This is a genomic window from Shewanella sp. 1180_01 (assembly GCF_052850535.1).
The window spans coordinates 53137-79316 of record NZ_VXCT01000011.1 but is presented as its reverse complement, the minus strand read 5'-3'; the positions used below and the strand labels follow the sequence as shown (position 1 = coordinate 79316).

The following is a 26180-nucleotide window of genomic DNA, read 5'->3' as shown; positions in this document are numbered from 1 at the left end:
GAACTATTAGTGACGGAACTATTAGTGACGGAACATGGCAGAGATAGACTCTTCGTTGCTTACGCGACGAATTGCCTCGGCCAGTACCGCAGACATAGTTAACTGAGTCACTTTAGCCACTTTCAACATTTCTGGGCTTAAAGGAACAGTGTCAGTCACAATCACTTCATCAATCACTGAGTTAGCGATATTTTCAGCCGCTTTGCCAGAGAACACTGGGTGAGTTGCGTAAGCAAATACGCGGTTCGCACCATGTTCTTTTAAGGCTTCAGCCGCTTTACACAGAGTGCCGCCTGTGTCGATCATATCGTCAACGATAATGCAGTCACGACCTTGAACATCACCAATGATGTGCATAACTTGAGCAACGTTCGCTTGTGGGCGACGTTTATCAATGATCGCTAAATCAGAATCATCCAACAGTTTTGCTACTGCGCGAGCGCGAACAACACCACCGATGTCTGGAGAAACAACGACTGGATTATCTAAGTTCTTCGCTAACATATCTTCTAGCAGCACTGGGCTACCGAATACGTTATCAACAGGAACGTCGAAGAAACCTTGGATTTGCTCAGCGTGCAGGTCACAGGTCAGAACGCGGTCAACACCCACGCTAGACAGGAAATCGGCAACGACTTTTGCAGTAATCGGTACACGGGCGCTACGAACGCGACGGTCTTGACGAGCATAACCAAAGTAAGGAATAACGGCTGTGATACGGCCAGCAGATGCACGGCGCAGCGCGTCAACCATCACGATGAGTTCCATCAGGTTGTCGTTTGTCGGCGCGCAAGTGGATTGGATGATGAACACATCGGCACCACGTACATTTTCGTTAATTTGGACACTGATTTCACCATCGCTGAAACGACCAACCACTGCGTCTCCGAGTTTGCAAAATAGACGATCGGCTATCTTTTTAGCGAGACTGGGGGTGGCGTTCCCAGCAAAGAGCTTGATGTCGGGCACTGTATGAACCTCAGGCGTTTGCTTTATATTTTAGTGGCTAGAGTAACGACGATATAGGGACGGGAGGAACCCGAGGCGTTATCGTTAAGTGGTTACTCTAGAAGAAAGTAGTTTAAGGGTGACTGAGTCGCGTGATGAGCGGCGAAAGATTCATCCCTTGTGCAACAAATCCTTGCATTTCAGACGGTAATTTCGCCAAGGCTGCGAGAGCTTGCTGCTGTTGTGTGAATTCCCCGAACACGCATGCGCCTGTTCCTGTCATTCTCGACGGCGCATATTCTAGCAGCCAGCCTAATGCCTTGGCAACTTGAGGGTATTTAGAAACGACTAGTTTTTGACAATCATTTGCCCAAGGTTGGCTCATTAAGGTATCTATGGCCAGTTTCGGGGTATCACGCGGTAAAAGTGGATCTTGGAATACGTCTGCGGTGGAAACATGGGCATCGGGTGCTATGACTAAGTACCAAGGCTCACTCGGATTTACTGCTTGTAAGCGTTCACCCACACCTTCGGCAAAAGCGGCGAAACCATGAATAAAAACAGGAATATCGGCACCCAATTTAAGGCCGATTTTAGCCAATTCTTCGGTCGATAATTGGGTATGCCATAACTTGTTCAATGCCACTAATGTGGTCGCAGCATCGGACGAGCCGCCGCCTAAACCGCCGCCCATGGGCAGCCGTTTATCCAGCCAGATCTCAGCGCCACCGTTAAAGCCCGTGGTTTGTTGTAATGATTTTGCGGCTCGCAGAATTAAGTTATCGCTGTCAGCGACAACGCCCGACATATTGGAGTGCAAAATCAGTTCAGGGATTTCAGTGACCTTAAAATCGAGCATGTCGCAGCAATCGATAAACTGAAACAAGGTTTGCAGTTCGTGGTAACCGTCGGCGCGGCGGCCATTAATGTGTAAAAACAAGTTGAGCTTGGCTGGCGCAGGCCAATTGCGGGAAATTGCAGCGGGCATGTTAAGGTTGTTCTCCGACTAAGATCGCGGGCTTGCCAAGAGCTTGCCATTGATTCAGTTGTAGTTTGAGTTGTAAATCACCACGTTCAAGCTTTAATTGATGGGGCACACTGGCGCCGCTCTGGGATTGCCAACTTAAAAATGCGACCTGCCAAGGTGGCGGGGTTTGAGTATTGGTTAGCTGTTTAGGTTTGCCTTGGCTATCGCGTACGATGACCTGATCATTGGGGCCAATTTGGCCAGTGATCCACAAAGGTAAATCGGCCAAGGGGATGGACCAACCGCTGACACGCTCGAGTAAACGTTGGGCATTATCGTCGCGAAAGTCTTTGCCATCGATATGCAAATGGGCCGAGTTCGGGGTTGAGTTAAGCGTCAACACAGTCGTACCTAGCATAGTGGTGAGTGTCAGTTCGTCGCGATCTTCACTGTGGCGCCAGTAGATATTCGCGCTGAGCTTATCGTCAGGGGTTTTTATCGCCAGTTTTCCCTGCAATTCCCAAGCGCTTGCTTGGCGCGCATCCGTGACTGTGATTGGGCTTAGGTCAGTCATCGGCGGCAAGGTTTCACACCCCGCCAGCAAAAGTAGGGCGCTTAAGGTAAAACAAGAGAAAATGGTTTTTGTGAGGCGCTTCAAATTATTCATCTATGACTGATATACCAAAGTCCTTATGATACGAGGGCTTGGAAAGAATACCAATGCCAAACGTAAAATTTCCATCGGCGGTCACTTAGATTTGCTCCCTTGGGACAAATTTTGCCTTACCTATTATTGATAGAAAATTTAGGTAAGAAGTTAGACCTTTATTCGGTTTTGTTAAGCGTATTCTGTTTTTAGTTGGGCCAATTCAGTAGAATGCCCTTATTAAGAGAGTCGCCAAGAATCTAGAAAGAGTCAGATGAGCCTTGTAGCAATCGGTATTAACCATAAAACAGCCACGGTAGACCTGCGTGAGAAAGTTGCCTTCTCTCCGGACAAAATTCATGACGCTATGAAGAGTCTGGCCAGTCGTACACGCTCAGGTGAAGCCGTTATTGTCTCGACCTGTAATCGCACTGAGTTGTATTGCAACAACGGCGATGAGGCCGACATTATTGCGTGGCTTGAAGAATATCACGGCCTTGATCATAAGGACGTCGCCCCTTGTCTCTATAATTATCATGGTCAAGATGCCGTCAGGCATTTGATGCGTGTGGCTTCTGGGCTCGATTCGTTGATCTTGGGTGAGCCGCAAATTCTCGGCCAAGTAAAACAAGCATTCGTTAAGGCCAAAGAGGCTGGAACTGTTGCCTTAACCATAGACAGACTCTTTCAAAATACCTTTTCAGTCGCTAAGAAAGTCCGTACCGATACTGAAATCGGCGCCGCCGCAGTGTCTGTGGCATTTGCTGCGGTTAGCATGGCGAAACATATTTTCTCGTCGATATCTACCACGAAAGTGCTATTGATTGGCGCGGGTGAAACCATAGAGTTGGTTGCTAAACATCTTAAAGACAACGGCGTGGCGTCTATGGTCGTAGCAAACCGGACGTTAGAGCGCGCCCAAGGCATGTGTGAGGAGTTTGGCGCAACAGCAATTACACTGGCACAGATACCAGATTATCTCCCAAAAGCCGATATCGTGATATCCTCTACCGCCAGCCCTCTGCCTATCTTAGGTAAAGGCATGGTCGAAAAAGCGCTAAAGCAGCGTCGCCATCAACCTATGTTATTGGTTGATATAGCAGTTCCCCGGGATATTGAGCCGGAAGTCGCCGATTTGGATGACGCGTTTCTGTATACAGTGGACGACCTGCATAGCATTATTGAACAGAATATGGCTTCTCGAAAAGAAGCCGCCGAGCAAGCTGAAGTAATTACTGAAGAACAATCTTTCTTATTTATGGATTGGATCCGTTCTTTAGAGTCGGTCGACAGTATTCGCGAGTATCGCAGCCAGAGCATGGCGGTAAAAGATGAGTTAGTGGAACGCGCCCTGAATAAATTAGCCCAGGGCTCAGACACTGAGCAGGTATTGATTGAACTAGCCAATCGCCTGACCAATAAACTTATCCACGCACCGACACAGGCCCTCACGGCAGCGAGTCGTCAGGGCGATTTGAATACTCTCGGTCAGTTAAGATCAGCGCTTGGATTAGATAAACACTAAGGTTAGCGAGTTAAATGAAGGAATCCGTTATCCGCAAGCTGGAAGGCTTGCTCGAGCGCAATGAAGAAGTCATGGCTTTGCTGGGTGATGCTAGCGTCATTTCGGATCAAGACAGGTTTCGCGCGTTATCGAAAGAATATGCTCAGTTAGAAGACGTTGTTGCTGGCTTTAAAGCCTATCAGCAAGCGCAGGTCGATCTCGATTCTGCCAAAGAAATGCTGGAAGAAGACGATGCTGAAATGCGCGAAATGGCGCAGGAAGAGATGAAAGCCGCTAAGGCCAAACTCGAGCATCTTGAAGATGAACTGCAAATTCTTTTACTGCCAAAAGATCCCGACGACGATAAAAACGCCTTCGTTGAGATCCGCGCAGGTGCAGGCGGTGATGAAGCCGCGATTTTCGCGGGCGATTTGTTCCGTATGTACAGCCGTTATGCCGAAGCAAATCGCTGGCAGATCGAAATCATGAGCTGTAACGAAGGCGAACATGGTGGCTTCAAAGAAGTGATCATGAAGGTGAGTGGCGACGGCGTATACGGCAAACTTAAGTTTGAGTCTGGCGGTCACCGCGTACAACGTGTGCCAGAAACCGAATCTCAAGGCCGTGTGCATACTTCAGCGGTTACTGTGGTTGTATTGCATGAAGTACCTGAAGCAGAAGCGATTTCAATCAATCCAGCCGATCTGAAAGTCGATACTTTCCGTTCATCGGGCGCTGGTGGTCAGCACGTTAACAAAACTGATTCTGCCATTCGTATTACCCACATTCCAACAGGGATAGTGGTGGAATGCCAAGATCAACGTTCGCAACATAAGAACCGTGCCCAAGCCATGAGTGTTCTGGCCGCACGTATTCAAGCTGTTGAAGACGAAAAACGCCGTAGCGCCGAAGAATCGACCCGTCGTAGTCTGGTTGCCAGTGGCGATCGCTCTGAACGTGTGCGTACTTACAACTTCCCGCAAGGCCGCGTGAGCGAACACCGCATCAACTTGACCTTATATCGCTTGAACGAAGTGATGGAAGGCGATCTCGATGCTATTTTATTGCCTCTGATGCAAGAGCATCAAGCCGATCAGTTAGCCGCACTGGCTGACGAGCAGGGGTAGTTTTGTCAGATCAATCTAGTATAGCCGAAGCCCTGCAATGGGCTTATGTGCAGTTAGCATCAACCTCTGAATCCGCTCATCTGGATGCAGAGGTTTTGTTGTTATATTGCCTCAATAAAAGTCGCAGCTATTTATATACTTGGCCTGAAAAATCCCTGACGGTTGAGCAGTGGAAACGCTTCCAGCAAATGGTACAGAAACGCCAAAAGGGCGTGCCTGTGGCACATATTGTCGGTGAGCGCGAATTTTGGTCACTGCCTTTTATCGTTAACGACACGACTTTGATCCCGCGTCCCGACACGGAAATTCTGGTCGAAACCGCCTTGAACATGCCGCTTTCTACCTACGCAAAAGTGCTCGACTTAGGTACAGGCACTGGGGCCATTGCGCTGGCGTTAGCGTCTGAGCGTGAGTCATGGCAAATCACGGCGGTCGATAAAGTCGATGATGCCGTAGCTTTGGCTATCGCGAACCGTGAAAACTTAAAGCTGCCACAGGTCGACATTCTTCAAAGTGATTGGTTTAGCGCGGTAAAGTCGCGTGACTTTGACTTAATCGTCTCAAATCCGCCTTATATTGATGAGACTGACGAACACTTGCACCAAGGTGACGTGCGTTTCGAGCCCCAAAGCGCGTTAACCGCTGCCGAGGAAGGCTTTGCCGATCTGTATTATATTGCCAACACTGCCCGAGATTACTTAAAGCCTAACGGCTATATCCTGCTCGAGCATGGCTTCGAACAGGCGGTAAGACTCAGAGCTAAGCTTATCGAACTGGGCTATGAAAATGTCGCCACAGTGCGAGACTTTGGTAGCAATGACAGATGTACTATGGGTAAATGGGCAGAATAACGCGCTACTTTAAGTGAAGATATTTACCCAGTTATGCCGATTTAACGAACGCCATTGGTTATTGCCAATGGCGTTTTTGTTTTCTAAAGAGTCACCTTAAGCAGATGTTAAGCTGACGATCGCAAGCCTTAAACATCACAACACTTTCACCATAAAGAATTTACTGCCGGTTTCTGGGTAGGCTTGTTGTATCCATTGCACGCGATAGCCGTGGCGCTCATAAAAGGGCTTAGCTTGGAAATCTAAGGTATCGAGTAGGGCAAATTGGCAGCCGCGCGCTTTTGCTTGGCTTTCTGCTTCTAATAGCAAGCGCGTGCCGATTTTTTGGTGTCTTAGGGCGTCATCGACCCACAGATACTCGATTAACAACCAATTGCCGAAGGTTTTGCCGCTTATGCCTGCTAACAGTTTACCTTCGGCGTCTTGTAATTTGAGGCCGAGATTCTTACGGCTAAGCCCTTGCCATTGGGCTTGGTTAAACTCGACGATTTTTTGTTTTATGGCATCGGCGAATTCGGTTGATTCATCATTAATTAAGCTTAAATTCATCGTCTATTCTCGGTTGATTTTTTATGATGTTAGCTCTGACTATCAGGCTGATAGGCATTGGTATGCCGTCACGGATTAGGGTAAACTAGCGCCTTTGTCACTGGCCATAAGTATCGTAATGGAAACTTTTTACAGTCTATATCCTGCGGTTAAACATCTGCATTTTACCTTTATCGCGTTAAGCGTGTTGCTGCTTACCGTGCGCTTTGTTCTGCATCTGCGCCAATCGGCTTTGATGGAGAAGAAACTGCTCAAGATAGCGCCCCATGTTATCGACACTTTCTTACTGCTGTCGGGCTTAACCCTGTGTTTTATGATCCAGCAATTTCCTTTTGTCGATCCTTGGATGACTGAAAAAATCGGTGCTGTGGTTGCCTATATTGTACTTGGCGCGATTGCCATAAAGGCGAACAGAAACAAGTTGTTCAAAGTGTTTGCTTACTTAGGCGCGATAGGCTGGTTGGTTTATGCTGCTAAATTGGCTCATTTTAAACAAGCGGTATTATTGGGTTAATGGGTAACTACACTCTGCAAGATGGCATTTCATTGCCCGAGTCGGCATTGGATGTAGGTGCGCACCTTGGATTTTCTAAACTAGAAGCCGCTAAATGGGCTTGGTTTGAAATGGCGGGAGCCGTATTAAGTCATTACTTGGTTGACCAACAACAGCGTTTTAATGCGCTGTTGCATTGGTTTTACGAGGATTTAGGCTTTTGTGTCCGCGATAATTACTTCAGTACTGAGGCGGCGGATTTAGGCACTTGCTTAATTAGCCGCCAAGGCAATAGCACTACGCTGGCAACTGTCTTGATGTTACTGGCGAAGCAGTTAGATCTTGAGCTTGAACCGATATTACTACCCGGCAATACGGTGCTGCGTTGCAAGATTGCCGGTGAAGTGAGTTATCTGGACCCTTTGACGGGCAAGGAGCTCAGCCGTCACCAGTTGCATGTGTTAGTGCGCGGCGAGTTAGGCAATGCAGCCGAGCTTAAGGCGAGTTACTTAAAGCCTGCAACGGTGAAAAAACTGCTGACGCGTATGCTGCATGAGCTAAAAGCCGGTTGTATAGTGTCGCATCAATTTGAGGCGGCGATGGAATGTTGCAGTCTGCTATTGCAATGGCATAGCGATGATGTGCACCTCAATCGTGAGCGAGCCTTTATCGCGCAGCAGCTGGGTTGTATTAATGTGGCTGCTGCTGATTTGCAGCACTTTGTCGATAACAGCCCCCACGATCCCGTGATCGAAATCGTGAAGATGCAGCTCAAAGAATTAAACGAGCATGCCGAGATTTACCATTAAAGCAGAGCCTTTCGGGGCTCTTCTTATTTATCAACTGTTCAATCCAATCAGCAAAAATAATAACACTGGGCAGATGGAAGTTTGACCCAGGGACTTAAAGGTTAAGTCTCTAATAAAAATAAAATAATAACTGTATTAACAGGGAGAAATTAGCATGACAAGCACGGCTTTAGTGACGAACGATGCCACGGCGTTAGGGATACTCGCGACAATTCTAGGTTTTGTATTTTATACCAGTAGCAGTAGTCATCCTTTTTGGCAGAAGTTTTATCGTTTCATTCCCGCCCTTTTATTGTGTTATTTCTTGCCCTCTTTATTGAATACCTTTGGGGTGATCGACGGTAATACCTCACAACTGTATTTTGTGGCGTCACGTTATTTACTGCCAGCGTGTTTAGTCTTATTAATTTTAAGCGTTGATTTAAAAGCTATTTTAAGTTTAGGGCCGAAAGCCTTAATCATGTTTTTAACCGGCACTGTCGGTATCGTCATCGGTGGCCCGATTGCCTTGCTGTTAGTGTCGATCATCGAGCCCTCTTTAATTGGAGTTGATGGTCCTGATGCGGTATGGCGCGGCATGACGACCTTAGCCGGAAGCTGGATTGGTGGCGGCGCAAACCAAGCCGCGATGAAAGAAATCTATGCGGTAGGTGGCAATATTTTCTCTGTGATGGTGACCGTCGATGTGATTGTCGCCAATATCTGGATGGCCGTATTGTTATTTATGGCATCAAAGGCGAAAGAGATTGATGCGAGAACGGGTGCCGATACCTCAGCAATTGAAGCGTTAAAAGACAAAGTTGAAAAGTATCACGCTGAAAATGCCCGCATTCCTAATCTGCGCGATCTTATGCTGATTGTCGCCGTTGGTTTTGGTATCACAGGTATCGCCCATATGGCCGCCGATTTCCTTGGACCATTTTTTGAAGCGAACTACCCTTGGACCGAAGATTACAGCTTAACCTCTAAGTTCTTCTGGTTAGTGGTGATAGTCACAACCATTGGTTTGGCTATGTCCTTCAGCCCTGTGCGCCATTTAGAGGCGGCGGGGGCATCGAAAGTGGCGTCGGCTTTCCTTTACATTTTAGTGGCGACGATTGGTCTGCACATGGATGTGAGTAAAGTGCTCGACACGCCTTTGTACTTTTTAGTGGGCATTATTTGGATGTTAGTGCACGCAGGCTTTATGTTATTGGTGGCTAAGTTGATTAAAGCGCCGCTGTTTTACATGGCTGTGGGTAGCCAAGCGAACGTCGGCGGTGCAGCATCTGCCCCTGTCGTTGCTGCGGCATTCCACCCCGCTTTAGCGCCTGTTGGCGTGTTGTTAGCCGTATTTGGTTATGCGTTAGGGACTTACATGGCGTGGCTCTGTGGCCAGCTTTTACAAGCAGTTGCGGCATAGCGGCCTTAGCCCTATATTCAGTTCATCGCTGGGAAAGGTTCCAGCATTTTAGAGAGAAGTTGCGATGAGTAATAAAATCATAAACCTAGGTTCAATCGAGATTGCCAACGATAAACCTTTTGTGTTGTTTGGTGGCATGAACGTGCTTGAGTCTCGCGATCTCGCTATGTCGATTGCTGAAACCTACGCCGAAGTGACCCAAAAACTGGGTATTCCTTATGTGTTTAAGGCGTCCTTTGATAAGGCGAATCGCTCTTCAATCAACTCTTACCGTGGCCCTGGCATGGAAGAAGGTTTGAAGATTTTTGAAGAAATTAAAAAGACCTTTAACTTACCTTTGATCACTGACGTGCATGAAGTGCACCAGTGTGCGCCTGTTGCTGAAGTGGTTGATATCATTCAGTTGCCAGCATTCTTAGCCCGCCAGACAGATTTGGTTGTCGCTATGGCTAAAACCGGCGCTATCATCAACGTGAAGAAGCCACAGTTTTTAGCGCCGCACGAAATGCGCCACATCATCACTAAGTTTAACGAAGCGGGCAATGACGAGATCATCCTGTGTGAACGAGGTTCAAGCTTCGGTTATAACAACTTAGTCGTTGATATGTTGGGCATGGATGAGATGAAACAATCTGGTTACCCAGTGATTTTCGATGCGACCCATGCGCTGCAACGTCCTGGTGGCCGTGCCGATTCTGCTGGCGGACGTCGTGCACAGGCGACCGAATTAGCGCGCAGCGGTATGGCGCTAGGTTTAGCGGGTCTATTCATTGAAGCACATCCCGATCCTGATAACGCTAAGTGCGACGGCCCATGTGCCTTACCTTTGCATCAGTTAGAAAATTATTTGAAACAAATGAAAGCGATTGACGATTTGGTTAAGTCCTTCGATCCAATCGATACCAGCAAGTAATCGCAAACTAAGACTTAATGAATTAGTGATTTAATCCCAAAGCCTCGACTCGTTCGGGGCTTTTGTTTTTCAGCTGAAAGAATCCGATGGCTATAACCCTGTAGCTATCTGAAACATTAATGTTTTATGATGAGGTTTGCCTAACCCTCGTCTTCATTGCCGACCTCATTCTTTACGGAATACCTTCATGTGGATCTTACTAACTTTGCTGGCGGCATTTATGCAGGCTTGGCGTAATGCGTTTCAAAGCCAACTGAGTAAAGAGGTGAGTGTCGCGGGCGTGACCTTAGCGCGTTTTATTTGGGCTGGGCCCATTGCCGCCGTGTATCTGGTAGGTTTATATCTTTGGCAGGATGTCGATATCCCCGATTTTAGCGGCCGTTTTATCGTTTTTATCTTAGGTGCATCGGCGATGCAAATCCTCGCGACGGGTTTGATGGTGAAACTGTTTAAGCTGCAGAATTTTGCTATTGGGGCTGGGCTGGCTAAGAGTGAAGCTGTGGTTGCGGCGATATTAGGCACAGTGTTTTTTGGCACTCATTTATCACCATTAGGTTGGTCGGGTGTATTACTGGGTGGTGTGGCGATTTTTCTGATGAGTGCCAAACAAGGTCTTCGAAGTCTGTCGCTCAATACGGTATTGATTGGCTTAGCTTGTGGAACTTCGTTTGCGCTGACATCGCTTTGGGTGCGGGAGGCGAGTTTGTGTTTGAATATCGGCTTCCCCCATAGCGCCGCTTGGGTGCTGTTATTCGTGATTAGTCTACAGACCTTAGTGTTAGTCAGTTATCTGTTACTTAAGGATAAATCCACACTGGCCGCGTTATGGCAGCGACCTAAGCTAACCTTACTCACTAGTACCGCCAGTTGTTTAGGTTCTATCGGCTGGTTTAGTGCTATGTCGCTGCAGGCAGTGCCTTATGTAAAAACCTTAGGCCAAGTTGAAGTCTTCTTTATGATCTTAATTGCCACCTTTTGGTTGAAGGAAAAAGTGAAGATAAAAGATATGCTTGGATTAATCCTTATTGCTATGGCCGCCATTTTAGTGATGTGGGAATAGTTTCAAACTCATTGATACCATGTCGATTTTTTATACTAGAATAAAATGCGATTTAGCCTGTTTATATCAAGCTGACATGAACTGAGATACAAACATATACACGTCTTGCAGCTTAGATTTTGATACCATTTTTAACCGAGTGCTGTGCGAGTTAAGGAACTAAACAGAGAACTATGCGAAGAAAAATAGCAAAATTAAATCTGCCATTGTGGCAATGGCTGGCAGTGATATTGTTTCCCATCGGGGTTGCTGTGGTCGCAAGTTATCTTTCTGCACAGTATTTTGTGGAAGATAAAGTCAAAGGTGTGGGAGCTATTTATGTAGGCCACATAGATACGTTGATCTCACATGCCGATGAAATCAGCCATTATGCATTGGCGCTGAAGGACACTGAGTGCCAAGAATTACACAACTATATGTTGTTCCAGCCTTACTTTCGCTCAGCTTTAATATTTGATTCACAACGTGTTTATTGTTCATCTAAAACAGGTGATATCGACGTTCCTTTAGGCATAGTCAGTGCCACTGAAAATCTTGAAATACCTAACCAGTTTATTATTGGCGGCACGCCTTTTATGCCTGAGGTGCCTGCGATAGTGGCATCAAACTGGGAGCCGATATCTAAGCACGGCGCTGCTGTGATTATTGAAGGGCAATATTTATTAGACTCCTTTGTACAGCCCAATGTGTTTCCCAGCGCAGTGATCAATGTCGCTTTATCTATAAATGGTAAAACGATTCCTGAGTCACCCGAATTTAAACAAAATGAGGTGATGACGCTCGATTCTGATAAGCACAATTTTTCAGTGTTATTAGCAATGTCACCTGCCTTTTTCTGGCATTTCTTTTGGATATTTTTAGCAATATCTTTGCCCGTTAGCATAGTCTTGATTACGGGGACTATCCTATTTGTGCTCTATTCAAGGGTTACTCGCCATTCCCTTGCCGATGACATTCGCAGTGGGATAGAGAACGAAGAGTTTTTCTTAGTTTATCAGCCAGTGATTTGTGCCGAGGATGGTAAGGCTAAAGGCGTTGAGGCTTTAGTACGTTGGCAGCACCCACAAATGGGCTTAGTGCGGCCTGATTTGTTTATTCCCATTGCCGAAGAGGGCAAGTTAATTGTCCCATTGACCAACTATATTTTTGAGCGGGCATTAAAAGATTTTGCCGATATGAAGGTCGAACCGGGCTTTAGAGTTGCGTTTAACGTGGCGCCAGAACACTTTACGCAGGATGATATTGAGTCGAAATTTATTCATCTGCGGGATTCCCTGGAGCGTATTGGCGTTAAGCCCTTGATTGAAATCACCGAACGGCAATTGTTAACGCCAGATATTTGCCAGTGTATTGAAAGCTTGCGACAGTTAGGAATTCTTGTGGCAATCGATGACTTTGGTACTGGGCAAACCACTTTACCCCTGCTGCAAACGATGCCGTTAGACTATCTGAAAATTGATAAATGCTTTATCGATACCATAGGGCAAGATTCTGTCACTTCCCATGTGCTCGATACTATTATCGAGCTTTCCCACAAGATGAATTATGTCGTGGTGGCAGAGGGGGTTGAGACGCAGGAGCAGGCGGATTATTTAACCAGTCGCCAAGTGCATTTTCTCCAAGGGTATCTCTTTGCTAAGCCGATGAAACTCGCCGATTTAAAGCTATGGTTAGTCGAGCATTTTAAGCGTTAGCATCATAAAATCAGTCAGCAATAAGGGCACCTAGGTGCCCTTATTGCCGTTCAAGCGTTATAGCTAAAAGTGCGTGTTAAAGGCTTTGGTTTAAGCTTCTGGTTGAAAGCTTATCGTTAAAGCCTCTTTTTAAAGCCTCTTTTTAAAGTTTCTGGTTAACTGCTCTGGCTAGAGGCCCATTCAAAGGCTGTAGCCAGTTTCTTCGTGTTCCGATAAATCCAAGCCGTTAACTTCTTGTTCTGTGCTGACACGAAGGCCGCCAAGTAGCTTACGAATGATCACGAATAGCAACCAAGTGACCACAGCTGTATAAGTGAACGTGGCCGCGACCCCGATAATCTGTACCCCAAGTTGGTCTATCATGGTTTCGTTCACGGCTGCAAAACCGTAGCCGCTAAAGACGCCTAATTGGGTCGAGCTAAACACGCCGGCCAAAAGAGTTCCGAGAATACCGCCAACCCCGTGTACGGGGAAAACGTCTAAGGAGTCATCGATCTTAAGTTTCTGTTTGATATAAACCGTTGAGTAAAAACACACGATCCCGCCGAGTAAACCAATCACTAATGCTCCCGCTGGGCCAACATAACCAGACGCCGGAGTGATAGTGCCTAAGCCTGCTACCATGCCGGTGACTATGCCAAGGGCGCTGGGTTTACCAAACTTAATCCACTCAATTGCTGCCCAGGTCATCGCGCCCATAGAAGCGGCGAGATGAGTTGCTAAAATCGCCATGGCAGCGGTGCCATTGGCGCCGAGTGCGCTACCACCATTAAAACCGAACCAACCGACCCACAGCATGCCCGCACCTGTGACTGTCATGGTCAGGTTGTGCGGCATAATCGCCGAGTTTAAAAATCCTTTGCGCGGACCTAGCACTTTAGCCGCAACGAGCGCTGCAACCCCGGCGGTAATATGCACCACGGTTCCGCCCGCGAAATCGTACAGTCCTAGCTGTGCTAACCAGCCTCCGCCCCACACCCAGTGGGTAATCGGCGCATAAACCAATAATAACCAAGCCCCTGAAAAGATGAGCACAGCTGAGAATTTCATTCGCTCGGCAAAGCCACCGATGATCAGTGCCGGCGTGATGATGGCAAAGGTCATTTGAAATAGCATAAACAGGGGCTCAGGAATATCCCCACTGAGACTATCGCGGCCAATGCCTGACAGTAATGCTTTACCTAAGCCACCGATAAAACTATTGCCCGCATCGAATGCGAGCGAATAACCTATGGCAAACCATAAAACTGAGACAAGGGCGGCGATAGAGAAGCACTGCATCAATATCGAGAGTACGTTTTTACTGCGTACTAAACCGCCGTAAAATAAGGCTAATCCGGGTAAGGTCATCAACAACACCAGCGCGGATGAGCTTAAGATCCACGCAGTATTCGCGGCGCTGAACTGACCCTCATCGGCGACAGCATTGGTCGCCAACATACTGAATAATATCAAGAGATATTTAAAACTGAGTCTGAAGTTCGCTAGTATCATAGGGCATCCACTCCTTCTTCCGAAGTACGAATGCGCACGACTTGTTGGAGTTCGGTCACAAAGATTTTGCCATCGCCCACTTTGCCTGTATGGGCCGCGGCAATAATGGCTTCGATAATGGCTTCTTCTTGATCTGAGTGAATGGCGACTTCGAGCTTCATCTTAGGCAAAAAGTCCACTGCGTATTCGGCGCCACGATACAATTCTGTATGGCCCTTTTGGCGGCCAAAGCCGCGCACTTCAGTGACTGTCATGCCATGGACGTTGAGCTGAGTTAAGGCTTCACGTACATCGTCTAATTTGAACGGTTTAATGATTGCGGTGACCAGTTTCAATTTTCTCTCCAACAAACTTCAGACTCAATTTATTGGAATAAAGCAGGAATCAGGCCATATAAACAAAGCATTTATTATCATTGCGTTAACATTCAGTCGCACCGAAATAGCATCAAGGATTGATGCAAAACGGTGCAGAACAGAATCAAATCGCCCTGATTTGGTGCGTTTTATTGGTGCAAGATAAGTTCTGCTGGCAAGTATCAGTGCAGATAGTGTCGAGTGGATATAAAGCGAGGGGAGTCAGCGTTTTAATGCGCTGCATGAATGCGGGGAATTAAATCGTGATTTACAGGTTATCTTTATTAAACAGTGAATTAACTTTGGTTGTGCTAGGCTAGTTGTGCTCGCTTAAACTGCTAGCTGTTTGACTCGCACCCAAAGCTCGGCATTGACTGGCGCACTTAAACCGTGCGCTTGTGCACGCTCACAGATATAGCCGTTAATTTGGTCTATCTCGGTTCGCCTTTGATGCGCAATATCTTGGTGCATCGACGAGAAGTTCCCCGCTGTTAGGCGGATCACTTGGTAGACCCTGTCGTGCAAAAATGATTGATCAAGCGACACGCCATCATGTGCGGCAACCATGACCAACTCATCGAGAATACCCTTAATCACCTCGCTAAAATCTGGCTCAGCTAGTTTGCCATTAGGACATTGATATAGCGCCGTGAGCGGATTAATGGCGGCATTGACTGCGAGTTTTTGCCACAGGCAAGGCACAATCGCATCGACCCATTCACTGCTCGGAATGGCAGCCAGCAAAGCGTTGCGATAATGCTTCGTCAGTTCAGCGCCAGCGAAATGCCCCAGTTGAGTCAGCCCTTGTCCGGTTTGCTTAATCTGCCAAGGGGCTTGACGTAACACCCCTTGGGACGTTGTCCCTAGGCTTAGTCCTCTGCCATTGGCTTGCGGATTAAGCAGCGGTGCCAGCGCTAAATGAGGTCCCATGCCATTGTGTAATAACAAAATATGGCATTGGCTAGGCAGTTGCTTGAGCAAGGGAGAGAGCGCATCGAGCACTTGATAGGCTTTAACGCAGACAATCACCAGACGGATATTGTCGAGCGCATCGGCAGTTAAGATAGGCACCGAATACGGGATAGCTTGTACCTGTTGATGGTCATCTGCAGACGCTAATGGGGTGAAACTCAGTACTTGCTGGCCAGATTCGAGGGCATTACGGCCGATAAAACCGACATTCATGCCCGCAACTGTCAATTGGCGACAGATCAGTTGCCCAACGGCACCTGCACCTAAAATGGCAATATCCACAGCATGAGTCATATTCGCAGCCTTAAGGTTTCTGTATCAGTGCCAATTGAAAGCGTTCGGATTAATCTTCCCGTAACTGCGCCGCACGGAAGTATTTGCCATAGGCCCAATTACAAAAGTAGAACAGCGCTATGCCCGTAAAGTCGGCAATGACATCCGCCACAGAGGCGCTACGGTAGGGCAAACGCGATTGCACTAGCTCAATTAAAATGGCATAGCTCGCCAATGTGAGCGATAGCCAATACCACTTAGGTTTGAAAGCGAGGTAGGAGAGATAGGAGAGGCAAAAAAAGCTCCCAAGATGGCCTACCTTGTCGATATTCGGAATACTTTGCGAATAGGTTGGTCTGGAAAATACCAGATAACTGATCACGACAAAGGCTACGGCTAAAGCCAGCTTAAATAGGGTATTTTTAGTTATCACAAATATGTTTGCATTAGCTTAGAGTGGGGCAATGATAGGAAAATCCACCACTAAAGTCATCCATGATTACGCTTTTATTCTAGGCTTTACCTTCAACTTAGGCCTGTGTGTGGGTAAACTAGCTGCATATAAATTTGATATGGGACATAAAAACTATGCCTTCAATGGATATTGTGTCAGAAGTGAATGAAGTTGAACTGCGTAATGCGGTTGATAATACTAAGCGTGAGCTGGCGACACGTTTCGATTTTCGCGGTAAAACAGCTGACGTGGAATATAAGGATCATGTGGTCACGTTAACCGCTGAAGATGACTTCCAATGCCAACAATTAGTGGACATTTTACGTATGCAACTGAGCAAACGTAATGTGGATCCGTCTTCGATGGAAGTCGATGAGAAAGCCATCCACAGTGGTAAAACCTTCTCCCTAAAAGTGAAGTTTAAAGAAGGTATAGAAACCTTAATCGCTAAAAAACTGGTCAAGCTAATTAAAGACAGCAAACTTAAAGTGCAAGCGTCTATTCAGGGCGAGAAAGTACGAGTTACAGGTAAAAAACGTGACGATTTACAAGCTGTCATGGCGTTGGCACGTGAGTCTGAGTTAGGCCAGCCTTTCCAATTTGATAACTTTAAAGATTAATCGAGCAGAATTGGTTTAACGTGATGCAGTATCGCGTTAGCCATTTCGTCTTTAAATGTAAAAGCCCTCACACTAAGGTGTGAGGGCTTTTTTATATTGATGACATAAGTGCTATGAGACCTTAATCAGATTTTGCTGGTGCACTTTTTGACGAATCATCCATTAATGATGTGCTGGGGTGCGGCGCATACTTGTTGACTAAGGCAACCAAAAACAACACAGGAAAACCAATAACACTGGCGGCGACAAAGAAGTTCACATAGCCAAATGCGTCGACATAAGCCCCCGAGAAGCCCGCGATAAACTTAGGGAACAGCAACATAATCGAAGACAGTAAGGCATATTGCGTTGCACTGTAGCCACTGCTGGTGAGACTCGATAGATAGGCGATAAAAGCCGCCGTGGCGATTCCTGCGCTAAAGTTGTCTACGGAAATGGCAAAGGTTAAAAAGGGTACGTTGTAGCCAATCACTGCCTGCCACGCGAATAACAGATTGGTTACGGCAACCAGCAAAGCGCCAAGGAAAAGGATCTTCATCGTGCCATAACGCGCTAACAAAACACCGCCGAAGGCTGCGCCGACTAAGGTCATGATCAGGCCATAGATCTTACTCAAATAGGCAATTTCTTCTTTAGTGAAGCCCATATCCACATAAAAGACGTTCGCCATAATACCCATCACAATATCTGAGATCCGGTAGCAAGAAATCAGCAATAGGATGAGGATAGCGCTGCGGCCATAGCGTTTGAAAAAGTCGATAAAAGGCAAAATACTGGCCGTGTATACCCAAGACATGCCAGCGGCGATAACTCTTGGATAAGTGGCGCTTAAGCGTTGCTTTAAGGCTAATTCGGTGGCATCGGCGGCGCGGGTATCGACTTTGGGCTCACGGCTAAAAAGCGTGGTCAAAATCCCCACGGACATCAAGCCCGCCATAATCAGGTAAGAGGTTTGCCAGGCCACTAAGTTGTATGCTGTGTTACCGGGGTCGACCCAAGCCGCTATAGTGAGTGCACCTGCGGTGGCGACTATCATAGCGCTGCGGTAACCCACTTGATAGGCCGCTGCTAGTGCGGCTTGCATCTTTTCAGGGGCTGATTCAATCCGAAAGGCATCAATCACAATATCTTGGGTGGCGGAAGCAAAGGCGACCATTAATGCGAATAGCGCCAAGCGCTCGAGATCCTTGAGAGGGTCACTAAAAGACATGCCTAAGATAGCGCCGACCAGTAACAACTGAGCGAATAGCATCCAGCTTCGGCGGCGGCCTAGAAAGCGAGTTAGCAGTGGTAGCGAGAGTCGATCGACTAAGGGCGACCAAGCCCATTTAAACGCATAGGCTAAGGCTATCCAGCTGAAATAACCGATTGAAGTGCGATCAACACCGGCTTCACGCAACCAAAAGGATAGCGTTGAAAATACCAACATTAATGGTAGGCCGGCGGAAAAACCCAGTAATAACAGGATCAAAACCCGCTTGTGATAATAGACACTGAGCGCATCGAGTGTACGTTGAATAAAACCTGTTGCGGACATAGGTATGAGTCTAGGTATTTAATCCGCCTAGCTTACGGGTAAGGTGCCATAGGGTTCAAGGGCTAATGGCATTCCTTTTATATTGAGCTCTCGTTTTGGCGCATTTTGGTGATTGAATATAGCTTTGGCGTTAATCTTCTGTTGCTAAGCGTGAGCCGCGGGTTTATATCGCCAGCGTTAAGCGTCAGGATTAATCATCGGGATTGATTGCCTGTATGAATAGAAAAGATGACAAAAATGAAGAGGGAGGAATCAATTACGCGATATAAAAAGGCCCTGATAACAGGGCCATTTTCTATTGATAGGCATGCAGAACTTAAGGTCTTATCCCAACGCATCCCTGTGGCACTCGGCCGCCTAAACTCAGAAAGTCACAGCAATCATTCACTTGCTTACGCAGATATTGATTGCCGCGGATCACACAGTCAGGCCACCTGTTAAAGCTGTGGAGCAAGTGCCAAAACACTTTTTCAGTTTCCGTTTGCGCTTCGCCAGTCGAATTCAATTGCTGCCATTCTTCTAACGTGTCCCATAAGTAAAGTTGCACTTCATGGAAGTCGAGTTCTTCACTCAAAAACGCTTTTCCATAAAAGGCGAGTTGGGGCGCTTTATTATCGATGAACTCAGTTGCTGTCATCGTTTGCCTCCTTTCTGTTTGCTATCACAGTATAGATGCAAAATTAGCGCTTTTGCTCGAAAAATTTTTGGATTACTGTTTTGGTAATAATTTAGCGGTTTTCAATATGATAGGTGTCACAGGAACATCGGGCCAATTGAGCTTAGCGTTCGTCCCTGTCTCAACGACAGCCATAGCTTCGAGGACAGTTTTACCTTCAATCACTTCACCAAATACCGCATAACCCCAACGGCGTTTGGATGGGTCGAGTTTAGTATTGTCGGCCACGTTGAAGTAGAACTGGCGTGTGGCTGAGTGCGGTTCATTTTCCCGCGCCATGGCGATAGTGCCTATGCTGTTGGTGAGCCCATTCCCCGATTCGTTGACTATCGGTTTGCCGTCTGGCAGCTCTTCATACTTAGGGGTGAGTCCACCGCCTTGCACCACAAAGTCACTGATCACACGGTGAAATATCGTGTTGTCATATTCGCCTTTGACGACATAAGTTAAAAAGTTATCGACAGTGATAGGTGCGCGTGTCCTATCTAGCTCGACCACTATTTTGCCTAAGCTAGTGTCAAACTCGACTCTGGGATACAAGGTATCGGCCTGAATGTCGAGTGCGAGGCTATTGTGACTCATAAAGAGAAATAAGAGGGCTGATATCCAACGGAGCATATTGATTTCCTTATAATAAACTGACGCTGTTATTGTTGTAGAAACTGATTAAGCTCAGGATCATTAAGAATTTCACCTGTGAGTTGGCCGAGTAATTTATTCATATCCAGCTCTAAGGTCGCAAAATCGGGCGTTAAAGGGCCTTTTAAGGTGCCTTTTGCCTTGTAACGTTTAACCAGTTCTTGTGTTGAGTTCTTGGCTTGCACTGCGATTAACACACTGTGTTTTGCCTCATAACCAAAAGTCTTTTTAGTGACATCCATTTGCAATTCTTCTAATTGAATTTGCACTGAATTAGTCGCGCTAGGATCGATTTGATAACCCGCTTGGCTAAAGCCGGCGCGGAATACTTCATCGAGCAGCAATTTAGGCGGTTCACTCGGGCCGACCAAACGTGTTTTTGTCCCTTCTTCAATAAAACGAGCAACATAATCGACGGTGCGCGTATCGACGGTTTCAAGAGAGATAGGTACAGATTGCGCCGTTTGTTGACTGATATTGGGCACTTGGGGACTGAAAGCCATATGAGTCGGGTTTTGGCTGGCACAGCCCGCAAACAGCAGGGGAAAAGTCAAAGTCAGTAATAGCCGTTTCATGGGATCTCTCGTACAAGTAAAAGTGGCTACAGCATACCAGAAATCACTTTTGATGCCACAGAACACCTCGATTCAGTTGGAGTACAGCTTACAGTGATAACATCCAGTGTTCACTATGGGTTAGTTCATTTCATCTGGAGCAAAACATGTCAAAACTGTCGTTAATTTCGATTGTTGTGGGCCTGACAATGGCGTCAAGCATCATTAGCACCAATGCATTCGCGGGGGATTCTGCCCATATACTCGGCGGCAGTTTAGGCTACGGTACTCAAGAATTTGAAACCAACAGCGGTAAATATGATGCAGGTGATACCTTTACCAGTGACTTGTATTATCGCTTTATGCTTGATGAGCATTTTGGTTTTGAAGCGGGGTATTTAACGGGGACGGGTGGAGTGGCGAGTGCACTTATTAGTGGTATCAGTGAAATCAAAGATTTACATTACCAAGGTATCAGAACCACTGCTTATGGCGAATATGCGTTGTCTCGTGGTAATAGTCTGTATGCCAAGCTCGGCGCCGCTTATACCAAAGTGAGTTATGAGATGGATAAGCAAGAGATGGATTCGGATGATGTAGGATTTTACGGCGCTGTGGGTTGGCAATATCGTTTTCGCTCTGGCTTTGGACTCAATCTTGAGTACCAATATGTGCCAATGAAAGAGTTAGAGCTGCAAGGGGTCAACTTTGGCGTGAGTTATCGATTCTAACTCGCAAATATTATCTATTATCCTCAATTAAGCGCCCTTGGCGCTTTTTTCGTTTTAGAACCTTGGATATTAAAGCTGTAAACAGAATACTCGTCAGCAACAAAATGACAACATTTTGACCTTGCACTCTTTTAATGCAAAGGGGGACAGGTTAGAGTAAAAATTCGATGTTTAGAATGAGAGAGCACAGATGCTCCCGCGTCCTTTCTGTAAGGCTTAGTCATGTTAACGATAGCAACGCAAATCGCCCCAGATAGCCTGATCAATCCCAAGGGCTTACCCCATTTCGGCCATTTTGATGGCATAGTTAAAACCTTAGGTTTAGCGGACTTTGCCTACTTCGATACTATGGATAAACCCGCTTCAGCGTGGGCCAAGCATTTCGATTATAAACAATTTCAGTTTGTCTCTTTGGTCACACCACGTTATGTCCTTGGTATCGCACTCGCCGATATTGCTTACGTCGGCAGTGCGTTTTGTTATTTATACGACATAAAAACCAACACTCTCACCCAGCTTGATTGGCTAAAACCTTTAAGATTTGGCTATCAGATGACGCCATCTCCCGCTGAGGGTAAAAGTCGTATTGGCCGTAAAGGAGCGCAGTTAAGCTTTGAGATTGTAGAGGGCGGTTGGCGGTTAATCATTGATACTAAAAATATTCAAGCCGATGTGACTTTGCACTCAGCACCCTTAAGTTTGCCTATGGCCATGTGTAGCCCTACGGGATACAACGGCTGGACTTACACACAGAAACATAATGGTTTGACGGTTAAAGGTAGTTTTACTGTAGCTCATGAGCCGCAGCCGCTGAATCACGCTTTAGCTGGCTATGACTTTTCGGCGGGTTACATGCGCCGTGATACGAGTTGGCGCTGGGCGTCAATCAACGCGCGGATCCATGAGGGCATTATGGGGCTTAATTTAGCCGCGGGCGTCAATGAAACCGGCGCTACTGAAAATGTCTTTTGGATTAATGGCGAGCGTCATTTACTCGGGTCAGTGCAATTTGAGTTTGATCGACACGCCACGCTCGGCGCCGAGGTTTGGCGAGTCTACAGCCAAAATGGCCAAGTGGATTTACAGTTTGCGGCGCGCAATTGTCGCAGTGAAAAGCGTAACTTGCTCTTGCTTAAGAGCAATTTTCGCCAATTCATCGGTCATTTCAGCGGCACGATTACCGATAATCAAGGGCGCAGTTACCAGTTGAATAATGTGCTGGGACTCGCCGAAGATCACTATGCCCGCTGGTAACCAAATGCGGGTCGTAAAACGCGACTAACCGACCACTGTTGTCTGTGTTGTGGCGTTTAATGCGGTTTATAAAATTCGCTCAGAATCGATATAAAAAACACTAAAAATAATCATAAAACAACAAGAGAACAGGACGACCTTATATGGATATCGCCTCGCTGATCCAGCACCCCGAAGTGTTACTGCTCGTGCTCGCGCCGTTGTTTTTCGTGTGTATTTTGCTGGAATGGTATTTTGGCGATAAAAAACAAAAGCTACCCTTGAGTGCACGTTATCGCGGCCAAGAAGTGCTGTGTAATTTCAGCCTCGCGGCCATGCATCAAGGTGCCGATCTGCTCACTGGCTTGTTGATCGCTAAGCTGTATCTGGCGATGTTTGGTTGGAAGTTATTCGATATTGAAATGGGCCCATTAAGCTTTATTGCCTTGATGGTTGCGCAGGATTTTTGTTACTACTGGTTCCACAGGGCGAGCCACAGAGTGCGTTGGATGTGGGCGGCTCACGTGGTGCACCATAGCTCTGAGAATATGAACTTTAGCACGGCGTTTCGCCAGAGTTTAATGTATCCGTTTGCGGGCATGTGGGTGTTTTGGTTGCCGTTGGTGGTCATAGGTTTCGACCCAAACTGGGTGGTGTTTGTGGTATTACTCAATCTAGGATTGCAATTTTTTGTGCATACCCAAGCGATTAAATCACTCGGACCGCTGGAATGGGTCTTTAATACACCGTCACATCACAGGGTGCACCACGGTCGTAATCCCCAATATATAGATAAAAACTATGCGGGTGTGCTGATTATTTGGGACAAGCTGTTTGGCACTTTTGAGCCCGAGGTAGAGACAGTGATTTACGGTATCACTAAGCCTGTGAATAGTTTTAATCCCTTTAAAGTGACGTTTAGCGAATGGCGAGACATGTTTGCTGAGGTTACCGCGGCAGGCTTGAGTGTTAAACAACGACTACGTATCTTGTTTGCTCCGCCTTCCAGCAGTTTAAAAAGCGAGGAATAACAATCCACTGTATTTTCCAAGTTAAATAGCGCAAATGGCTAATAGCCTCTTGAATTTAGCCTTGCTAGCCTATATTCCCTTTTTTGCCAGTATTTTGGTGTAAAAATGTACAACATCATACTTTGGTGGTACTTTTTGAGGGAAGGCATTTAACTTGGGAGGACTTATCATGATGGATGAACCTCGATTATCCGCGGAGGAGCTTGCTTGTTTTAGTGAACTTTTTTCGCCGACTCGTGTGGGCACTGCCTTGACCAACGATCCCCTAGTCAATCACGTGCTCACAGTCACAACTGAAGTGCCGCAAGTTATCGCTTCGATTTTGGGTAAGGCAAAACTCACGTTATTGGCTGAAGTCGGGCCCTATAAACTCTGGTTTCCGCTATTGATGAAAGTGGATGATTTTGGACAGTTTCAACCCACTTTAGGCGTGCCTGAAGTGCTCGATGCTTCGGGAGTGGAGCGCAGTTGGCGGTTAACCCAAGCCGATGATGTGTGGATATTTGACCACGATCAAGGTGAGCAATGGTCAGTTGCCTCGTTATCCAGTTCTGGCATGGCTATTCGTGCTAAATCGCAGCAGCAATTTAAGCAATTGTTAGGCAGTAAAGATCTGCAATTACAACTGCCTAATGGCGAGACTATGCGCGTCGATATTGAGCCTATTCGTAGCGAGAAAGGTCTGGCCTTTGTTAAGTTTCAGGCTGAAACCGAAGAGCGCGAAGCGTTACGTCAATTCTTATTTAGTCGTCACCGCTCTCAGCATGCTCAATTCTATCGAGACTTACGCTATACCCAAGCAACCTGAAGATACGAGTTTCAGAGCGCCTAGGCTGCTTCAATTCAAGGCGCATCAATGACAGAATGTCGGCCACCTTTTGAATTGATGCAACACGGAAGTGAAGCACCCTAGGCGCTCCGTCCCGGCGGGTTTTAACGCACTTTATGCTGCGTTGGTTATTTTTAACTTAGCCCGCTAGGTCTGCAAATAACCGCCTTGCCTAAAGTGCGTTAAACTCCCGCTGAATCCTGCATCTTCAGGTTGTTTGGGTATAGTACCCTGCATTGCGACAGTTTTCGGCCTTGTGTTAGTTTTCCTGTTATCTAAAAATCTCAGTTCTGCAACTCGAATGTGAAATCCACGGATTTAAAAACTGTCATTTGCGATTGCAGTGCTTTTCGCCGATTGTTACCTGCCAATCTGTCGCCCGATGGATTAGAATGGCATTGAATTCAAAACATCAGAGCGAGCGGTATGCACGTACATATTTTAGGAATTTGTGGAACCTTCATGGGTGGTCTAGCGTTATTGGCTAGGGCAAAAGGGCACAGAGTGACGGGCTCGGATGCCAATGTCTATCCTCCAATGAGCACGCAACTAGAGGACCAAGGCATTGAGCTTATTCAAGGTTTTGATCCCAGCCAGCTGGGTGAAGCGGGGCATTATCCTGACTTAGTTGTGATTGGTAATGCCATGAGCCGTGGTAATCCTTGCGTGGAAGCCGTGTTGAACATTGGCATCCCTTATACCTCTGGCCCGCAGTTTTTAGCCGATCATATTTTGCCTGAGCGTTGGGTACTGGCAGTGTCTGGTACTCACGGTAAAACCTCGACTTCTAGTATGTTAGCCTGGATTTTAGATGATTGCGGTTATGAGCCAGGCTTCTTAATCGGTGGCGTACCGCAAAACTTTGGTGTGTCGGCGCGTTTAGGCAAGACGGCTTTTTTTGTGGTTGAGGCCGATGAATACGACAGTGCCTTCTTCGATAAACGTTCGAAATTCGTGCATTATCATCCACGTACCTTAGTGATCAACAATCTTGAGTTCGATCATGCCGATATTTTTGCCGATCTGGCCGCGATTCAAAAACAGTTTAATCATTTAGTTCGCACTGTACCTGGCGAAGGAAAGATCGTTTGGCCCGCAGATTCCCATGCCGTTAAGCAGACGATTGATATGGGGTGCTGGAGCGAGCAAGAAACCTATCATTTAGCCGAATCTGCCAACGGTTGGTATGGCAAAGCCTTAAGTGATGATTGCCATCGCTTTGAAGTGTTTTTTGATGGTGAGTCCCAAGGCATTCTCGAATGGGATTTGATTGGTCAGCACAATATTGAAAACGCCATGATGGCCATTGCTGCTGCGCGTCATGTGGGCGTTAAGCCGAGTGCTGCAATTGAAGCCTTAGCTAAGTTTATGCCACCTAAACGTCGACTCGAATTACTCGGAACCGTTAACGGCGTGAGCGTATACGACGACTTTGCCCACCATCCAACGGCGATTGCGACCACGTTAAAAGGCATGCGGGCTAAGGTCGGTCAGAGCAAGATTACTGTGGTACTCGAGCCGCGCTCAAACACCATGAAGAGCGGTGTCCATAAAGACACTTTAGCTTTTTCTATGATGCAAGCCGACGAAGCCTTTTTATATCAAGCCGATACCATCGACTGGAACATGAAAGAAGCCATGGAAGCGGCGGTGATCCCCGTGACTGTGTTACATCAAATTGATGATGTGGTCGCCAAAGTAACGGCAACGGCCAAAGCGGGCGACACCATAGTGGTGATGAGTAATGGCGGTTTTGGCGGGTTACATAAGAAGCTGCTGGCCGCATTAGAGCAGCGTTCAACTGTAGAGTTGGTTTAA

General features: G+C 46.8%; 27 protein-coding genes. 15 read left to right on the top strand and 12 right to left on the bottom strand.

Translation table 11 applies throughout. From position 1 onward, the window contains the following. Positions 1–21: 21 nt before the first annotated feature. From FW758_RS08675 to lolB, 3 genes are all read right to left on the bottom strand, one after another. Positions 22–969 carry a ribose-phosphate pyrophosphokinase gene (locus FW758_RS08675; RefSeq protein WP_006080255.1) on the bottom strand — a complete coding sequence of 316 codons (948 nt, stop codon included), beginning with the start codon at positions 967–969 and terminating at the stop codon, positions 22–24. A gap of 112 nt (positions 970–1081) precedes the next feature. Further along, a complete protein-coding gene (ispE, locus tag FW758_RS08670; protein ID WP_446445174.1) occupies positions 1082–1936 on the bottom strand; it encodes a 4-(cytidine 5'-diphospho)-2-C-methyl-D-erythritol kinase in 855 nt (284 codons plus the stop codon). Position 1937: 1 nt separating this feature from the next. Further along, positions 1938–2582: a lipoprotein insertase outer membrane protein LolB gene (lolB, locus tag FW758_RS08665; RefSeq protein ID WP_107403804.1), complete on the bottom strand. Its 645-nt coding sequence runs from the start codon at positions 2580–2582 to the stop codon at positions 1938–1940. 253 nt (positions 2583–2835) lie between these two features. Between lolB and hemA the strand changes: the two genes are divergently transcribed. From hemA to prmC, 3 genes are read left to right on the top strand one after another with little or no spacing between them, the layout of a single operon-like run. Further along, positions 2836–4086 (top strand): glutamyl-tRNA reductase, encoded by a 1251-nt coding sequence (hemA, locus tag FW758_RS08660; protein WP_012090153.1) that lies wholly within the window; start codon positions 2836–2838, stop codon positions 4084–4086. A gap of 14 nt (positions 4087–4100) precedes the next feature. Continuing rightward, positions 4101–5192, top strand: coding sequence for a peptide chain release factor 1 (gene prfA, locus FW758_RS08655; RefSeq protein WP_006084076.1), 1092 nt, complete (start codon positions 4101–4103; stop codon positions 5190–5192). A gap of 2 nt (positions 5193–5194) precedes the next feature. Next, positions 5195–6043 carry a peptide chain release factor N(5)-glutamine methyltransferase gene (prmC, locus tag FW758_RS08650; RefSeq protein WP_006080260.1) on the top strand — a complete coding sequence of 283 codons (849 nt, stop codon included), beginning with the start codon at positions 5195–5197 and terminating at the stop codon, positions 6041–6043. A 135-nt stretch (positions 6044–6178) separates the two neighbouring features. Here prmC and FW758_RS08645 read toward each other — a convergent pair whose 3' ends face one another. Beyond that, positions 6179–6592, bottom strand: coding sequence for a GNAT family N-acetyltransferase (locus FW758_RS08645; RefSeq protein WP_446445173.1), 414 nt, complete (start codon positions 6590–6592; stop codon positions 6179–6181). Positions 6593–6710: 118 nt separating this feature from the next. Here FW758_RS08645 and FW758_RS08640 point away from each other — a divergent pair, with 118 nt between their 5' ends. The 6 genes from FW758_RS08640 to FW758_RS08615 all read left to right on the top strand — a co-directional run bounded on the left by FW758_RS08640 (position 6711) and on the right by FW758_RS08615 (position 12963). After that, on the top strand, positions 6711–7106 hold the full coding sequence (locus tag FW758_RS08640; protein WP_006080263.1) for a SirB2 family protein: 396 nt from the start codon (positions 6711–6713) through the stop codon (positions 7104–7106). Then, a complete protein-coding gene (locus FW758_RS08635) occupies positions 7106–7894 on the top strand; it encodes a SirB1 family protein (protein ID WP_006080264.1) in 789 nt (262 codons plus the stop codon). The genes FW758_RS08640 and FW758_RS08635 overlap by 1 nt, the downstream gene beginning before the upstream one ends. Positions 7895–8048: 154 nt before the next feature. After that, positions 8049–9296, top strand: a complete 1248-nt coding sequence (locus FW758_RS08630) for a DUF819 family protein (protein ID WP_012090149.1) — start codon at positions 8049–8051, stop codon at positions 9294–9296. Between the two features lie 64 nt (positions 9297–9360). Next, positions 9361–10209 (top strand): 3-deoxy-8-phosphooctulonate synthase, encoded by an 849-nt coding sequence (gene kdsA, locus FW758_RS08625; RefSeq protein ID WP_071938555.1) that lies wholly within the window; start codon positions 9361–9363, stop codon positions 10207–10209. Between the two features lie 187 nt (positions 10210–10396). Beyond that, on the top strand, positions 10397–11269 hold the full coding sequence (locus tag FW758_RS08620) for an EamA family transporter (protein ID WP_446445172.1): 873 nt from the start codon (positions 10397–10399) through the stop codon (positions 11267–11269). Positions 11270–11442: 173 nt separating this feature from the next. After that, positions 11443–12963 (top strand): EAL domain-containing protein, encoded by a 1521-nt coding sequence (locus FW758_RS08615; RefSeq protein ID WP_446445171.1) that lies wholly within the window; start codon positions 11443–11445, stop codon positions 12961–12963. Positions 12964–13143: 180 nt separating this feature from the next. On the opposite strand, the gene FW758_RS08610 is transcribed toward FW758_RS08615, so the two are convergent. The 4 genes from FW758_RS08610 to FW758_RS08595 all read right to left on the bottom strand — a co-directional run bounded on the left by FW758_RS08610 (position 13144) and on the right by FW758_RS08595 (position 16491). Then, on the bottom strand, positions 13144–14457 hold the full coding sequence (locus FW758_RS08610; RefSeq protein ID WP_115333923.1) for an ammonium transporter: 1314 nt from the start codon (positions 14455–14457) through the stop codon (positions 13144–13146). Then, positions 14454–14792: a P-II family nitrogen regulator gene (locus FW758_RS08605; protein WP_126492708.1), complete on the bottom strand. Its 339-nt coding sequence runs from the start codon at positions 14790–14792 to the stop codon at positions 14454–14456. The genes FW758_RS08610 and FW758_RS08605 overlap by 4 nt, the downstream gene beginning before the upstream one ends. 351 nt (positions 14793–15143) lie before the next feature. Next, positions 15144–16079, bottom strand: a complete 936-nt coding sequence (locus FW758_RS08600) for a ketopantoate reductase family protein (RefSeq protein ID WP_446445170.1) — start codon at positions 16077–16079, stop codon at positions 15144–15146. A 49-nt stretch (positions 16080–16128) separates the two neighbouring features. Beyond that, on the bottom strand, positions 16129–16491 hold the full coding sequence (locus FW758_RS08595; protein ID WP_446445169.1) for a VanZ family protein: 363 nt from the start codon (positions 16489–16491) through the stop codon (positions 16129–16131). A gap of 155 nt (positions 16492–16646) precedes the next feature. On the opposite strand from FW758_RS08595, the gene FW758_RS08590 reads away from it, so the two are divergent. Next, positions 16647–17132, top strand: coding sequence for a YajQ family cyclic di-GMP-binding protein (locus FW758_RS08590; protein WP_006080274.1), 486 nt, complete (start codon positions 16647–16649; stop codon positions 17130–17132). A gap of 121 nt (positions 17133–17253) precedes the next feature. On the opposite strand, the gene FW758_RS08585 is transcribed toward FW758_RS08590, so the two are convergent. The 4 genes from FW758_RS08585 to FW758_RS08570 all read right to left on the bottom strand — a co-directional run bounded on the left by FW758_RS08585 (position 17254) and on the right by FW758_RS08570 (position 20559). Next, a complete protein-coding gene (locus tag FW758_RS08585; RefSeq protein WP_446445168.1) occupies positions 17254–18669 on the bottom strand; it encodes an AmpG family muropeptide MFS transporter in 1416 nt (471 codons plus the stop codon). 316 nt (positions 18670–18985) lie between these two features. Continuing rightward, positions 18986–19306: a hypothetical protein gene (locus FW758_RS08580; RefSeq protein ID WP_107949078.1), complete on the bottom strand. Its 321-nt coding sequence runs from the start codon at positions 19304–19306 to the stop codon at positions 18986–18988. Between the two features lie 72 nt (positions 19307–19378). Beyond that, on the bottom strand, positions 19379–19963 hold the full coding sequence (locus tag FW758_RS08575) for a peptidylprolyl isomerase (RefSeq protein WP_220591077.1): 585 nt from the start codon (positions 19961–19963) through the stop codon (positions 19379–19381). 29 nt (positions 19964–19992) lie between these two features. Continuing rightward, positions 19993–20559, bottom strand: a complete 567-nt coding sequence (locus tag FW758_RS08570; protein ID WP_106651566.1) for a YajG family lipoprotein — start codon at positions 20557–20559, stop codon at positions 19993–19995. 146 nt (positions 20560–20705) lie between these two features. Between FW758_RS08570 and FW758_RS08565 the strand changes: the two genes are divergently transcribed. From FW758_RS08565 to mpl, 5 genes are all read left to right on the top strand, one after another. After that, positions 20706–21269: a porin family protein gene (locus FW758_RS08565; protein ID WP_446445167.1), complete on the top strand. Its 564-nt coding sequence runs from the start codon at positions 20706–20708 to the stop codon at positions 21267–21269. Positions 21270–21491: 222 nt separating this feature from the next. After that, positions 21492–22523 carry a DUF2804 domain-containing protein gene (locus FW758_RS08560; RefSeq protein ID WP_446445166.1) on the top strand — a complete coding sequence of 344 codons (1032 nt, stop codon included), beginning with the start codon at positions 21492–21494 and terminating at the stop codon, positions 22521–22523. Between the two features lie 143 nt (positions 22524–22666). After that, the gene (locus FW758_RS08555) at positions 22667–23533 is read left to right on the top strand and encodes a sterol desaturase family protein (protein WP_446445165.1); all 867 of its coding nucleotides are present in this window, start codon (positions 22667–22669) and stop codon (positions 23531–23533) included. Between the two features lie 169 nt (positions 23534–23702). Continuing rightward, positions 23703–24341 (top strand): hypothetical protein, encoded by a 639-nt coding sequence (locus FW758_RS08550; protein WP_012090140.1) that lies wholly within the window; start codon positions 23703–23705, stop codon positions 24339–24341. Between the two features lie 447 nt (positions 24342–24788). After that, complete coding sequence (gene mpl, locus FW758_RS08545) at positions 24789–26180, top strand: UDP-N-acetylmuramate:L-alanyl-gamma-D-glutamyl-meso-diaminopimelate ligase (protein ID WP_126492703.1); 1392 nt, start codon at positions 24789–24791, stop codon at positions 26178–26180.

Excerpts from the sequence above, each read along its gene's own strand:
- lolB (WP_107403804.1), bottom strand. The coding sequence starts at position 2,582 with ATGAATAATTTGAAGCGCCTCACAAAAACCATTTTCTCTTGTTTTACC.
- FW758_RS08585 (WP_446445168.1), bottom strand. The coding sequence starts at position 18,669 with ATGTCCGCAACAGGTTTTATTCAACGTACACTCGATGCGCTCAGTGTC.
- FW758_RS08580 (WP_107949078.1), bottom strand. The coding sequence starts at position 19,306 with ATGACAGCAACTGAGTTCATCGATAATAAAGCGCCCCAACTCGCCTTT.
- mpl (WP_126492703.1), top strand. The coding sequence starts at position 24,789 with ATGCACGTACATATTTTAGGAATTTGTGGAACCTTCATGGGTGGTCTA.
- FW758_RS08630 (WP_012090149.1), top strand. The coding sequence starts at position 8,049 with ATGACAAGCACGGCTTTAGTGACGAACGATGCCACGGCGTTAGGGATA.
- FW758_RS08555 (WP_446445165.1), top strand. The coding sequence starts at position 22,667 with ATGGATATCGCCTCGCTGATCCAGCACCCCGAAGTGTTACTGCTCGTG.
- FW758_RS08565 (WP_446445167.1), top strand. The coding sequence starts at position 20,706 with ATGTCAAAACTGTCGTTAATTTCGATTGTTGTGGGCCTGACAATGGCG.
- ispE (WP_446445174.1), bottom strand. The coding sequence starts at position 1,936 with ATGCCCGCTGCAATTTCCCGCAATTGGCCTGCGCCAGCCAAGCTCAAC.
- FW758_RS08575 (WP_220591077.1), bottom strand. The coding sequence starts at position 19,963 with ATGCTCCGTTGGATATCAGCCCTCTTATTTCTCTTTATGAGTCACAAT.
- FW758_RS08640 (WP_006080263.1), top strand. The coding sequence starts at position 6,711 with ATGGAAACTTTTTACAGTCTATATCCTGCGGTTAAACATCTGCATTTT.
- hemA (WP_012090153.1), top strand. The coding sequence starts at position 2,836 with ATGAGCCTTGTAGCAATCGGTATTAACCATAAAACAGCCACGGTAGAC.
- FW758_RS08550 (WP_012090140.1), top strand. The coding sequence starts at position 23,703 with ATGATGGATGAACCTCGATTATCCGCGGAGGAGCTTGCTTGTTTTAGT.
- FW758_RS08615 (WP_446445171.1), top strand. The coding sequence starts at position 11,443 with ATGCGAAGAAAAATAGCAAAATTAAATCTGCCATTGTGGCAATGGCTG.
- FW758_RS08600 (WP_446445170.1), bottom strand. The coding sequence starts at position 16,079 with ATGACTCATGCTGTGGATATTGCCATTTTAGGTGCAGGTGCCGTTGGG.
- prfA (WP_006084076.1), top strand. The coding sequence starts at position 4,101 with ATGAAGGAATCCGTTATCCGCAAGCTGGAAGGCTTGCTCGAGCGCAAT.
- kdsA (WP_071938555.1), top strand. The coding sequence starts at position 9,361 with ATGAGTAATAAAATCATAAACCTAGGTTCAATCGAGATTGCCAACGAT.
- FW758_RS08645 (WP_446445173.1), bottom strand. The coding sequence starts at position 6,592 with ATGAATTTAAGCTTAATTAATGATGAATCAACCGAATTCGCCGATGCC.
- FW758_RS08610 (WP_115333923.1), bottom strand. The coding sequence starts at position 14,457 with ATGATACTAGCGAACTTCAGACTCAGTTTTAAATATCTCTTGATATTA.
- FW758_RS08635 (WP_006080264.1), top strand. The coding sequence starts at position 7,106 with ATGGGTAACTACACTCTGCAAGATGGCATTTCATTGCCCGAGTCGGCA.
- FW758_RS08590 (WP_006080274.1), top strand. The coding sequence starts at position 16,647 with ATGCCTTCAATGGATATTGTGTCAGAAGTGAATGAAGTTGAACTGCGT.
- FW758_RS08620 (WP_446445172.1), top strand. The coding sequence starts at position 10,397 with ATGTGGATCTTACTAACTTTGCTGGCGGCATTTATGCAGGCTTGGCGT.
- FW758_RS08570 (WP_106651566.1), bottom strand. The coding sequence starts at position 20,559 with ATGAAACGGCTATTACTGACTTTGACTTTTCCCCTGCTGTTTGCGGGC.
- FW758_RS08560 (WP_446445166.1), top strand. The coding sequence starts at position 21,492 with ATGTTAACGATAGCAACGCAAATCGCCCCAGATAGCCTGATCAATCCC.